A 13206-nucleotide genomic window follows, 5' to 3' on the forward strand; every position below is an offset into this window, starting at 1 on the left:
CGAGAGCGGCGGTTCGACGGCGACCTCGGAGAGTGGCACCACGGACGACTTCACGGTTGTGCTTGACAGCCAGCCTTTGACGAACGTTGTGCTTACGGTGACCTCCGGCGATACGGGGGAGGGTACCGTTGACGTTGCGACACTGACCTTTACCCCGGCGAACTTCGGCACGCCCCAGGCGGTGACGGTCACCGGTGTGGACGATGCACTTGTGGACGGCACCCAGAACTATGATATAACGGTCGGCGTCAACGATGCGCTAAGCGATGATGCCTTCGATGCGCTGGCGGACCAGGCGGTATCTGTGGACAATGCGGACGACGACGTTGCAACAGTGACTATCGCGAATGCCAGTGGAAACGAAGATGCTGGCAATATTCAAGTAACCGCCACACTGGATGTTTCCGTGACAGGTGGATTTACAGTGCAGGTTTTTTCTACAGATGGTTCGGCAACACTTGTGGATAACGATTATACAGGTTTACTTCAAACCTTAACTTTTGCTGGTACTGCGGGCGAGCAGGAGAATTTTAACTTGGCACCGATTGCCGATGCCATAATTGAGGGAAATGAGACTTTGACTATTGGAATGCAAAATTTGGGAAGTACTGCATTGCCAGTTACTATTACCGATACTGCAACCATTACGATTAACAATGATGATAATTGCAGTGCAGGCGTTACGGCTCCAATTTTAAATGCCTTGGCGATTACCGAATTTTGTGACGCCTTTGTGCAAGACTTGGATAATTATGTTACCAATGCGGCTCCGGCTGAATCTACACTGAGATGGAGTACAAATTCTAATACAGCAGTCACTGCGGATTTTCTCCCAACGAGCACCATAACTGCAGGGGGAACTTTTTTTGGGTTCTTTTATGACGCTCTAAATAATTGTGCAAGTCCTACATTGATGGTCACGATTACGGCAAGTAACACACCTTCAGCCGGAACCACCACTAATGAATCAGCTTGTAGTAGTTCAAGTGAAGGTAACAGCCTTGTAGATTTGGATGATCAACTAACCGGGGCCGACGCTGGAACTTGGTCTTTGACCAGTGCACCGGGAGGAGCCTCTATTACCATTAATCCGAGTAACATTGTAAATTTCAACGGGGAGCCGGAAGGTGATTATGAATTCACCTATACGACCACTGGAGCGGTAGCACCTTGTGTAAACCAAAATTCAGTGCTTACAATAAGCGTAATTGATTGCTCAACACCTTGTGACGCAGGAACTACAGCACCTAGTTTGGATACCAACCAACCATTGGAGTTTTGTGATTTGGTTTCCGCGGATTTGGATCTTTATGTGACCAATTCTGCACCTCCAGGAAGTGTACTGACATGGAGTACGAACCCCGACCCGCTTGAGGTAATTGCACATAGAAGTAGTAATGTAATTGCACCAGGTTCTTACTTTGGTTTTTTCTATGATGCTGCAAACTTATGCGCCAGCCCTACATTAACCGTTACCCTGGTCCTAAACACGACCCCTGATATAGCTAGCACGACCCCAGATTCACGTTGCGGAGAAGGAACACTGACCCTAATGGCCACTTCCAGCGATGACACAGCAAATATTAACTGGTTCGACAGTGCAACGGGTGGTACCCTTCTAGGTACTGGCAATAGTTTTGAAACACCTAGTATAACAGGCACTACTTCCTTTTTTGTTGAGGCTTCTGCGAATGGCTGTAATTCCGTAAGAACAGAGGTGGTAGCAACAATAAACCCAAGTCCATCAACAGGAACTCCTGTTAACACAATAGCTTGCAACGTTGCAGGAAATGGAGGCCCTACCACTATTGATTTGGATGATACTTTGACCGGTGAAGATACAGGTTCTTGGGCCATAATTACTGACCCATCTGCTGGCGCATTGTCCATAGGTTCTGGTAATACTGTGGATTTTGAGGGACTCCCGGATGGAGATTATGTTTTTGAGTTCACCACAACAGGAGCAGTTGCCCCTTGCGTGGATAGTTCGATTCAGATTACGATACCCGTAAGTGATTGTTTTGTTGATTCGGATGGTGACGGACTTACGGATGGAGAGGAGCTTAGTTTAGGGACATCTCCAAATGATGCAGACACGGATGACGACGGGCTTACAGATGGAGAGGAAGTACTAGTTGTAGACGATCCATCAACTGCTGCTATTCCGGAAAATGCTTCGGATCCATTGGATGATTGTGATCCGTTCCTAACTCCGGCCTGTAACCCTGATCCAATAGATTTAGCCATCACCAAAGAAGTCAATAGGCTAACCCCTTTGGTTGATAGCGAAATTACGTTCACCGTTACCCTGGAAAATACAACAATGGATAGGGTACTGGATGTTGTGGTGAACGAATTGGTTGGAGGGGATACTGGTTTCGAGTACGTATCCCATATTGCTTCCGCTGGTGACTATGATCCGGCAACGGGTATTTGGGATATCGCTGAAATGACATCGGAACAGGTGATTACCTTGGAATTGACAGTTCGCGTAATTGTGCCAGGGGCGCTGCAGAACACTGCGACCATAACAAGCTCTTTCCCCATAGATGGGGTGACTTCCAACAACTCGGCTTCAGTTTCCGTTCAGGTGAATGTAAGCCCTTGTGAGACTCCTGGAACCTTGTGCAACATTTTCTCTCCGAACAATGGGGATGGAATCAATGATACTTTGGTGCTTGTCAATCACCAAGATTTTCCGAATAACAACCTTCAGGTTTTTGATCGATATGGCAATAGCGTGTTTGAGATGCAGGGATATGATAGTTCTTGGGATGGAACAAGAAGTGGAGGAGATTTGCCAAAGGGCACATATTTTTACGTCTTGGACTTACGTGGGGACGGTTCGGAAATTATTAAAGGTTGGATTCAAATAATCAGATAGGTCATATGCCTCGAAAAATGGAATTACATCCATATAAGTTATTGGTTTTCATGTTCATCGGGATGGTTGGCATCTCATGGGCGCAGAAGGAACCTCAGTATACCCAATACATGTATAACATAGGAAGTTTCAATCCAGCTTATGTGGGTACAGTGGAAGATCCTGATATTTCGGGATTGTACAGGGCCCAATGGGTAGATATTCCTGGTGCACCTACCACTATGAGATTGGGGGTAAATGTTCCCTTGTCCAATGAACGTACAGGAATAGGATTCAATGTGGTCCTCGATGAACTTGGTCCGTCAAAGCAAACTTTTGCCAATGTATCCTATTCGTATCAGGTGAACCTCACCGATGCTACCAAACTGTCTTTTGGAATGGTTGCAGGAGGGTCCTTTTTGAATTTGGACTATTCTGAGGGGAGTTTTGTGGACCCCTCGGACCCTTCAATAGTTGGTGATAATTTTAGTAACTTTTATCCAACTGTGGGGGCAGGGCTTTTTATGTATGAGGAAGATTGGTACTTGGGACTTTCGGTTCCCAATTTCCTAACCAACGGACTCTATAATGACGAGGTCGCCACGGTAGTTGAGGACAACTTGCAATTCAATTTCATTGGCGGATACGTATTTCAATTAGCGGATAGAACCAAGTTCAAGCCCGCGCTTTTGATCAACTATTTGCAAGGCTCTCCCGTAAACGTGAATTTGTCTGCGAATTTTCAGTTTATCGATGCCTTAACGATAGGAGGGTCATATCGCTTTGACAATGCGGTGAGTGGTTTGGCCGGTATTCAAGTTTCCAATTCACTTTTTGTAGGTTATTCCTATGATTACAATACAAATGGATTGGGCGAGTTCAGTGGAGGTTCGCATGAGGCTATTTTGAAGTTTTATATTGGACGAGAAGGGTCCAATAGAGGCTCTAGAGGCAGAAGTAAGGACAAGAAACTTAAGGGTAAACCAAAGCAAATAGATTCTCCTAGATTCTTCTAGTTATGGTGAAAAAACAGAACATATTTATCTTATTGTTTGGCCTTGTATTTGTCTTTTCGGTAGGATATGGCCAAAGTAAGGCTTCCAAAGGTGACAATTACTTTTTTCAATACGAATACCAAAGAGCTATAGCTGCCTACGAGAAAGATTTGACCGAGGGAACCATTAGTTTAAAGCAATATTTAAACTTGGCCGATTCCTATTACAAGACCAATGATTTTGATAAAGCTTCAGAAGTATATTTCGAGCTTTATAAGAAGGACACACTGCTGGGAAACCATCATTTTAATAAAATGTTGCAGAGCTTTTCCAAGACCTCAAATAGAGATCGTATGGAAGCTTTCTTAGCCACTAAATCTTCTAGTTTCGATCAGGAGTTTCTTGAGAATTTGCAGTTTAATTCAGAATTACTAGCCAATAGCAATAATGAAACTTTGGACTTCCAAATCTTTAATTTGGAAGCCAATAGCGGCCAATCGGACTTTTCACCCTCTTTTTACGAGGGCAACTTGCTTTTCTCCAGTGGTAGAACCCAAGATAAAAAGCGAAGATATGTTCCAACAGGAGAAGGATATCTAAATATTTTTAAAGGGACTCTGAAACCATCGGGACAAGTGGATGCTGTAAATGCATTTGAGGAAATCCCTAATTCTGACTATCATAAAGCCACTCCTTTTTATTCTCAAAAGCTACAAAGCATCTTTTACGTGTTGTCCAACACGAATGGAGGGGATTTGGCGTTTAACGAAAATGGTAAAAATGCTCTTGCCATTGGAATGCAGGTCAAAGATGGCCCATTTCGGTTGCTTCTTAAGGACTTGAGCACTTCATTCTATTATCCTTTCTATGATGAGAAAAATGATAAATTGTATTTCTCTGCAAATTTTGAGGATGGGTACGGAGGAACAGACATTTACTATGTGCACACTAACCGCGGACAAATTATGTCAGCTCCAATTAATTTGGGACCACGTATCAACTCCCCTGGTAATGAGATAGCTCCATATGTATTTGAAAATAGTTTTTACTTCTCCTCAGATGTGTTTTATGGTTTGGGTGGGATGGATATCTATAAGTCCAATGTGGAAGGGGACTCTTTTAGTATTCCGGTAAACCTGGGTAACGGCATCAATTCCGATAAGGATGATTTTGGTTTTATTATGCGAAATGAAGGAGAAGGGCTTTTGGGTTATTTTTCCTCGAACAGAAATGGCGGTAAAGGAAGTGACGATATCTACGGCTTCAAAGTTGACAAAAAGCCCGGTTTAAGAACACTGACCCTTAAGGGCAAGGTAGTCAAGGGAAATTCTCCAAAGGATTTTGTGGATAAGGCCGAGATAAGATTGTTTGACGATGAGGGTAAACTGCTCGCCGAGTCCTATTCAGGAGCTGATGGTTCCTACAGAATAGAGATTCCATGGGTGAAAAGCCTTGTTTTGGAATCATCTAAGGAGCGGTACTCCAAACTGCACTTGGAACTTACAGAGCAGGAATTGGAGGATCTGGGGACCTCGGAATATAATATTCCAATTTCTTCTTATGATGACTTGGTGGAGGAAAGGGAGAAACAGACTGTGGTGAAGTTAAAGAAGTTCTTTTTTGGACGAAGTAAAACCCAACTGACCCCCGACATAGAGGCGGAACTTGATAAAGTGGTATCGTTTGTGGAAAAATTTCCTTCGGTTCAATTACGGATAGAAACATATACGGATAGTCGAGGAGGTGGCAGTACTAACTTTACACTGACCCAAAGACGCTCGGATGCAATCAAAAAATACCTTATTAACAAGGGAGTTCCAAACACAAATATCTTGTATTCCGTTGGCTATGGAGAGGATAAGATCCTGAACAATTGTACCAATGGAGTGTTCTGTTTGGAGATGCTGCACCAGCAGAATCAACGGTCACTGATTGTAGTGCTCAACGACAATGTGCTTTTCGACTAAGCTATTGGCTAGGAAATGACCATCCAGAAATAATACAGGGCAAACAAGGCCAGAAAGAGCATCCCCAAATAGGTAAGGAACTGCAATCCTTTTTTTGGTCGTAGCGCAGAGGGAACATCTTCTCCCATTACTGTTTTAAGGTTCATCCAGCCAATCAAAGGGGCCATTACAAAGGACACAAAGGTTGCCAAAGCTACCAAACTGCCCATGTGTGCGCCAAAGCCCACAATTACGATCCAGTTTATAAGAGCCATGAGCACCACGGTAATTGCGAACGAATGTTGACTGCTAAAAACCATTTTTTCGGGAAATAATTTTTGGAGCACGTCCAGACTCACCCTTGAAACGGCATCATGGGCGGTCATACATGTGCTGAACATAGTGGCAAAGGCAGCCACTGCGATTAAAAAATAGGCCCAGTTGCCAATATGTGTAGTGAACAGACTGACCACCTGATCTGCAAAAATTACAGCATTGCCACTTAGTTCCGTTCCTGTTCCATAAAGTGTCATCCATCCAATTACCAAAAAGAATACGGCCAATAGGGCGGTCATAATATACCCTACATTAAATTCATAAAGTGCTTCTTTTAAACTGGGTTTTTCCTTCATGGTCTTTTGGTTTTCCATGCTCCAGAGGCTTACCCATCCCGAAGCTTCCACAGCCGTCGGCATCCATCCCACAAGACTAATAAGGAATAAGATGCCAATTTCGTTGAAGATTTCTGGGCGTTGGTAGCTCTCTGATCCTGGAACAACTCCTTTATTAATGACCATTACTGTTGTGATTAATAGTGCTACAAATAAAATGGATATGACCGCTTTCAGGGAGTTTTCAAGAAATTGGTATTTGCCAATAATCAGAATGGTCCCGATGAAAACAAAAAGACAAAGAGCTACAATACCTTCACCAACCCCGGAAATTCCAAATAGGTTCATGAGAAGACCTGCCGTAACGATGTAAAGAGCTGCCAATATGGTAAAAGTGGAGACCACAGTGACACCCGCATAGATCCATAAATATTTTCGCCCAAGATTAAGATAGCCTTGGATGAGACTTTTATCGGTAACATTGGTATATCGGATTCCAAACTCGAAAAAAGGATACTTCAATATGTTGGCCAAGATTATTGGGATTGCCATCACCCATCCATACTGTGCACCTGCCTTAGTGGACAGGACCAAATGTGATGTTCCGATTGCCATGCTTGCAAAGAGCAGACCTGGTCCAAGATTCTTTAAAAGCGTTTTAAGTTGAGACATAGACCTTGTTGACTGTTGTTAACGAAAATAGGTTATTTCGTTAGACTTCTAAAATAGGGTTGAATTGCAGCTGTGTAGAAAAGTAGAGTTCAAAAACCCTACGAACTCGGAACTGATAAAAGTGTCCGTGCTGTTAAAGAGGGACAAGCCCCGATATACTCTTAAGTTGGGAGGGAATAAATGTGAAATTCCAAGAATCAGCGTAAAAAGTAAACAACCAAGGTTTTACGTTTCATATTTGATTTACGCTGTGTAGTAATTTAAAACGATTTCGTTTATCCAGAGGTTGGTCTGGGGTGGTCAAATTGATCTTAACAAAATTTCACATCATTTTTTATATATTTATGAATAATTAACTTAAAAATATGCATTTATCGAACTTGGAAAGGTTGTTAAATGCACGACGCTAAAACTATCTAACTCAAAACAATGATGACTATGACTCTTAGACCTTTACCGTCCTGATTTCACTTTGGAAGAATTCAGTATTGGGTTGTGTATACTATACCTGCCCATAAGACTGATGTAACAGAACCATCTTAAAGCTTTGCACAATTACGATTCTTAGTGGAAAACAAGCCACTAAGACGGAATTAGCGTTCAAGACAAACCCTTTTTTGGGAGTTTATGTTCTTGTAGGAGGTCAACCCCTTTAGTGAAATCTAGTTCGGATTATGGAGGATAATCAAAAAAAGGAAGAAATATACTTATGGAATGAATTAAGGAATGGAAATATCATTGCCTTGGGTAGGGTATATGACATTTTTGTTGACGACCTTTTTTCATATGGCGTGCAATTTACGGAAGACCGAAATTGGGTGATGGATTGCATACACGATCTTTTCTTGGACTTATACAAGTACAAATCAAGACTTTCGGAAACGGACAACGTCAAATACTATTTGATGCGTTCCTTGAAGCGCAAGATTGTCTCAAAACGCAAGGGAGCATTACCCCAAATCGCAAACGAAACCTATGGGAAGGGCGTACAATTCAATTATGTTCCTTCACCTGAGGAGGTCATCATTGCTCAGGAACGAACCGCGTTAAAACTTAACAGCTTGCAAAAAGCATCCCAATTCCTCACCAAAAGACAGCAACGAGGTCTTACCCTACGGTTTAATGAAAAGAGATCTTATGAGGAAATTGCCGAAATAATGAATACTTCCGTTGAGACCTCAAGAACAATAATTTATCGTGCTATAAAATCCCTTCGGAAAAACATAGTCGTGCCATTGCTTATTGTTATGAAGCTGTTTGGGGGCTTATTTTAGTAAAATTATAACTTGTTGTTTTTCAAGGTTTTTTGACAAAATTCAACTAATCACCCCATGTTTTTTGCCAGTTTCTTAAAAAAAGTCTAAAAAAATTGTCTATAAATCAGTTTTAGGTTGCTTATATATATGTAGGGCTTCTATACCTATTGGATAATTTATCCAAAACCAACTGGGGACAACCAACAAAATGAACAAAGAAAAAACGTCCAAAGAACACACTTCCACTATTAATAGGGAAGAAAAGGAAAGGTTGCGGCAACGGATTACCAATTCCATATTTAGATACAACCGTAATAAAAAGCGGGTAAAATATGTGGTTGGGGCTGCTGCCTCCATTACTTTTTTAGGGTCCCTCGGTTTCTACGGTTATACCAATGACTCATCCTCCATTGAAGACTATGTGAAAGCTACCGAGCATTTTGTAGACTCCCAAAACTCGGAAGACGTCACCCTAATTCTTGATGGCGATACAAACATCAATATTGGTGAGGAGAATTCGGATATCAAATACTCTGATTCAGGAAGTCAGGTTACCATCGGGTCTTCAAAGCAACTGGACCAAGCAGCGGAAAAAAATAACGTAGTTGTATACAATACCTTAATAGTACCCTATGGTAGACGTTCCCAGATTGAATTATCTGATGGGAGTAAAGTATGGCTAAATTCGGGTTCGAAATTAGTTTACCCCGTAGTTTTTAAAGGAAAACACCGTGAGGTCTATCTTGAAGGAGAGGGTATTTTTGATGTGACCCATAACAAAAAACAACCATTTGTTGTCAAATCCGATAACCATGAGATTGAGGTGTTGGGGACCGTCTTTAATGTCAGTAGCTATCCCGATGATGAAAGTATAAGTACTACGCTGAAAAGTGGAAGCGTCTCAGTTAGTTTCAAGGAAGATTCCTTTTTCGGCAGTACTAAGAAGTTGAAAATTACACCGGGTACCCAATCTGTTTATTTTAAGAATGGCAATGCCATCAAATCCAGAAAGGTGGATGTGACCAAGTATTTTTCTTGGCGGGAAGGTGTGTTTATTTTCAAGAGGGATGACCTCAAATATATCATGAAGAGATTATCCAGGTATTACAACGTTGATATCGTTATCAATGATGAGGTTTTGGAAGCACAGACATTTTCTGGCTATCTGGATCTAAAGGATGATGTAGAGAACGTTGTCAAAATAATTAAGGAAACCGCAAACTTTGAATATACCAAGCAAAATGACAATCAAATTAGTATTAACTAAAGCACAAAACTATATGACGTGAAAAACCAAAAAAAAACCAGAAGATGCGCCAACATCCTCTGGCAATAAGCAAACATCGCTGCAGTATTTCCGTGCAGCAACATTAACTAACATAAAAAAACTAAAATATGAATAAAATTGCTAACCTCAGTCCTTTAGGTACAATAAAGCCCTTGAGGTCTTATTTGTGGACAGTTATGAGAGTTCTTCTTTTATTGATCGGAATTGGTCTTGGTTCCGTATACGCGAATACATCTTACGCGCAGACCAAAATTGACATAGACGTAGACGAGGTGGTTCTTGAAGATCTGTTTAAGGAAATTCAAGAAAAAACAGAGTACATTTTCTTTTATAAGGATGATGTAATTGATCAAAACAAAAAGATATCGTTGAAATTACGGAACGTAAAGTTGACCGATATCTTAAACCGGGCTTTTAGAAATACCGACTTAAGTTTTAAAATAGACGATAGGCAAGTTGTTATTGTAAAAAAGATTCCAGAGCCTAAATCCGATGATGAGAACCCAAAATTGGTGATGCAGACTACCATTACCGGGACTATTACAGATTCAAATGGACTTGCGCTTCCCGGAACCAATATTGTTGTGAAAGGAACTTCAAATGGTACCCAATCGGATTTTGATGGAAATTATACGATTTCTGCTGATCCGAACGCAACATTGGTCTTTAGTTATATTGGATTTGCAACGCAAGAAGTTGCAGTAAACGGACAAACAACAATCAATGTGAGTATGGCGGAAGATTCCAGCCAACTTTCTGAGGTGGTTGTTCTTGGATATGCTTCCCAAACTAGGGGGGATTTAACCGGTTCCGTTGCTTCTGTTGACATTTCTGAAGCTACCAAAGCACCGATCGTGAACGCTGCTGAAGCCCTGGAAGGTAGGGTTACAGGTGTTTCCGTGACCAACGCGGGTAGCCCTGGAGCTGCTCCCAAGATTACTATTCGTGGTTTTGGTACAAGTAATAATACAAACCCATTGTACATTATAGATGGGGTACAAACAGAAAACCCAACGGTACTGAACAGTATCAATCCTGCTGACATTGATCAGATCAACGTTTTAAAAGATGGTGCGGCAGCGATTTATGGGGCAAGGGCTTCCAATGGTGTAGTTATCGTAACAACCAAGGGTGGTGGTTACAATCAAGACAAGCCGGTGGTATCCTTTGATTTCTATACTGGTATTTCGAGAGCCGCAAATGTACCGGAGCTTTTAAATGCACAGCAACATGGCGATATGATATTCCAGAGTTTGGCAAACGATGGAGCAGAAGTTACCCACCCTCAATATGGTAGTGGTACTTCCGCCGTTGTCCCTGGTACTTTGCAAGGCTATACAAGAGTGGCCTCATACGATCCTATCGTCCGCGAACCGGTTAGTGCTACCGTAGCTCCTGGAGGTACGGATTGGTTTGATGTGATTACCCAAAATGGGCAAACACAGAACGCGTCGATTTCCATCCAAAATGGTAACGAAACAGGAAAATACTTCTTGTCTGCCAATTATTTGAATAGAGAAGGGGTATTTATCAATACAGGATTTAAGCAGGGAACCACAAGATTAAATTCGGAATTTAAAATCGGAAACAAGGTGGTTATCGGTGAGCACTTGAGTGCTTCGTTCTCCAACACCAAAAGAGGTGTGTTTGGGGCTAGAACCAATACTGCAGGTAATATTGATGAATTTCCTGGAGCTTTTACACCTGTAAACCAAGCCTTGCGTAGTAGTCCATTGATTCCTGCTCGGGATGACAATGGGAACATTGCCGGTACTGGTGCTGGTGGTTTGGGTAACTCAAGAAGCCCATTGGCCACTTTGGAGCGAGCCAAAGATGATTTCAACAAAATTTTCAGGGTGTTCGGAGATGTGTATCTATCTGCGGAAATCTATGAAGGACTTACCTTTAAGACTACAATTAGTGGTAACATTGAAACTTTTGACAGCAGACGTTTCCAGGCGTTGGATCCAGAGCACGTAGAGCCTTTAAGTACCAATACTTTGGCGGTGCAAAAAGTAGAGAACTTTAACTGGACATGGAACAATACCTTGAATTATTCAAAAGCTTTTGGAGAGCATAATCTTAACGTTTTGCTTGGTGTGGAGGCCGTGGAGGATGGAAGTAAGGGACAACAAATTAGCCGTAATGGGTACATTTTCGAGTCACCAGATTTCTATTTGATAAGCAATGGTACTGGAACACCAAATGTAGATAGCGCTTTTGATGCAGGAACCACTTTGTTCTCGTTATTCGGTACCGCGACCTATTCTTATGCTGGGAAGTACTTTGGAACGGCAACAGTTCGTCGTGATAAAACATCACGTTTCCTTGGAGATAACCAAAGTCAGACTTTTCCATCATTTAGTGCAGGTTGGTTAATTAGCAATGAGGACTTTTTCCCAAAAGATGGTATTGTTAGCCGTTTGAAGGTTATTGGTTCATGGGGTCAATTGGGTAACCAATCTTTACCTATTGCCAATCCAACAATTAACAGTTCGTTCCTAAATGAAGGTTTGGCCAACTATGCCTTTAATGGTAGTACGATTTCCACAGGAGTTTTGTTTAGTCAAGTAGGAAACCCAGATTTGAAATGGGAAACCAGCCAGGCGACCAACTTTGGTGTTGAATTGGGCTTATTTGATAATGATTTGTCCGTCTCTTTTGAAGTCTATGACATCGATACTAAAGATTTGATTACAAGGGATAATAGTTTGATCAGTACTACTGCTATCGACGCTGCTGCCCCCTTGGTGAACCTTGGAGATGTTCAAAATACAGGTTTCGACCTTGCAATCGGGTATAACCGATCTACGGACTACGGACTTAATTATGGTATTCAAGCCAATATTTCTAGATATAAGAATGAAGTACAAAGTCTGATCAGTGACTTCCAGGTAGGTAGGACCAACCTAAGGGGTGGTGCCGTTACCAGAACCGAAGTTGGTAGGGCAATTTCTTCTTTCTATGGTAGGGAAGTTACCGGATTTGATTCCAACGGACGTTTTACATATAGAGATGTAAACGGTGATGGTGCGATTGACGATGAAAACGACAGGACCTTTATTGGTTCTCCGCATCCAGATTTCACTTATGGTATTAACCTTAATGCGGACTATAAAGGCTTCGATGTTTCGTTGTTCTTCTCCGGTTCCCAAGGAAATGAAGTATATAACTACGAAAAGATATTTACAGATTTCCCAACTTTCTTTAATGGTAATAGAAGTACCCGTGTATTGGATTCTTGGACGCCGTCCAACACCAACGCTACACTACCTGCATTAAGCCAGACCATTACCAATGCGGAGACACAACCTAATTCCTATTTTGTTGAGGATGCTTCATTCTTGCGTTTGAAGAACTTGCAGGTAGGCTACACCTTCCCTGAGAACATCTCGGAATCATTGGGAATGGACATGCTTAGACTTTATGTTCAAGGCACGAACTTGTTTACCATAACTGGTTACGAAGGATTTGATCCTGAAGTGATTTCAAATGATAACCTATCCTTGGGAATCGATTTCCAAACATTCCCTGTATCGCAGATTTTTACTATAGGTGTTAATACAAAATTCTAA

At 41.8% G+C, this 13206-nt stretch carries 7 protein-coding genes; 6 read left to right on the plus strand and 1 reads right to left on the minus strand.

Annotated features, from left to right (window positions below; genetic code table 11):
• The 3 genes from BUC10_RS12470 to BUC10_RS12480 all read left to right on the plus strand — a co-directional run.
• Positions 1-2884, plus strand: a 2884-nt coding sequence (locus tag BUC10_RS12470) for a T9SS type B sorting domain-containing protein (protein WP_116465774.1), incomplete at its 5' end; no start/stop codon positions are given.
• Between the two features lie 17 nt (positions 2885-2901).
• On the plus strand, positions 2902-3879 hold the full coding sequence (locus BUC10_RS12475) for a PorP/SprF family type IX secretion system membrane protein (RefSeq protein WP_245812830.1): 978 nt from the start codon (positions 2902-2904) through the stop codon (positions 3877-3879).
• A gap of 2 nt (positions 3880-3881) precedes the next feature.
• The gene (locus BUC10_RS12480; RefSeq protein WP_073180167.1) at positions 3882-5825 is read left to right on the plus strand and encodes an OmpA family protein; all 1944 of its coding nucleotides are present in this window, start codon (positions 3882-3884) and stop codon (positions 5823-5825) included.
• Positions 5826-5833: 8 nt separating this feature from the next.
• Here BUC10_RS12480 and BUC10_RS12485 read toward each other — a convergent pair whose 3' ends face one another.
• On the minus strand, positions 5834-7087 hold the full coding sequence (locus tag BUC10_RS12485; protein WP_073180169.1) for an NRAMP family divalent metal transporter: 1254 nt from the start codon (positions 7085-7087) through the stop codon (positions 5834-5836).
• A 674-nt stretch (positions 7088-7761) separates the two neighbouring features.
• Here BUC10_RS12485 and BUC10_RS12490 point away from each other — a divergent pair.
• From BUC10_RS12490 to BUC10_RS12500, 3 genes are all read left to right on the plus strand, one after another.
• A complete protein-coding gene (locus tag BUC10_RS12490) occupies positions 7762-8361 on the plus strand; it encodes an RNA polymerase sigma factor (RefSeq protein ID WP_073180171.1) in 600 nt (199 codons plus the stop codon).
• 190 nt (positions 8362-8551) lie between these two features.
• A complete protein-coding gene (locus BUC10_RS12495) occupies positions 8552-9610 on the plus strand; it encodes a FecR family protein (protein WP_073180173.1) in 1059 nt (352 codons plus the stop codon).
• A gap of 197 nt (positions 9611-9807) precedes the next feature.
• Entirely contained in the window at positions 9808-13206 is a 3399-nt protein-coding gene (locus tag BUC10_RS12500) for a TonB-dependent receptor (protein ID WP_073180175.1), read from the plus strand.

Source organism: Flagellimonas flava (assembly GCF_900129665.1).
Taxonomy (GTDB): Bacteria; Bacteroidota; Bacteroidia; order Flavobacteriales; family Flavobacteriaceae; genus Flagellimonas; species Flagellimonas flava.

Coding starts and splice junctions, on each gene's coding strand:
- BUC10_RS12485 (WP_073180169.1), bottom strand. CDS start 7,087: ATGTCTCAACTTAAAACGCTTTTAAAGAATCTTGGACCAGGTCTGCTC.
- BUC10_RS12495 (WP_073180173.1), top strand. CDS start 8,552: ATGAACAAAGAAAAAACGTCCAAAGAACACACTTCCACTATTAATAGG.
- BUC10_RS12475 (WP_245812830.1), top strand. CDS start 2,902: ATGGAATTACATCCATATAAGTTATTGGTTTTCATGTTCATCGGGATG.
- BUC10_RS12480 (WP_073180167.1), top strand. CDS start 3,882: ATGGTGAAAAAACAGAACATATTTATCTTATTGTTTGGCCTTGTATTT.
- BUC10_RS12490 (WP_073180171.1), top strand. CDS start 7,762: ATGGAGGATAATCAAAAAAAGGAAGAAATATACTTATGGAATGAATTA.
- BUC10_RS12500 (WP_073180175.1), top strand. CDS start 9,808: ATGAGAGTTCTTCTTTTATTGATCGGAATTGGTCTTGGTTCCGTATAC.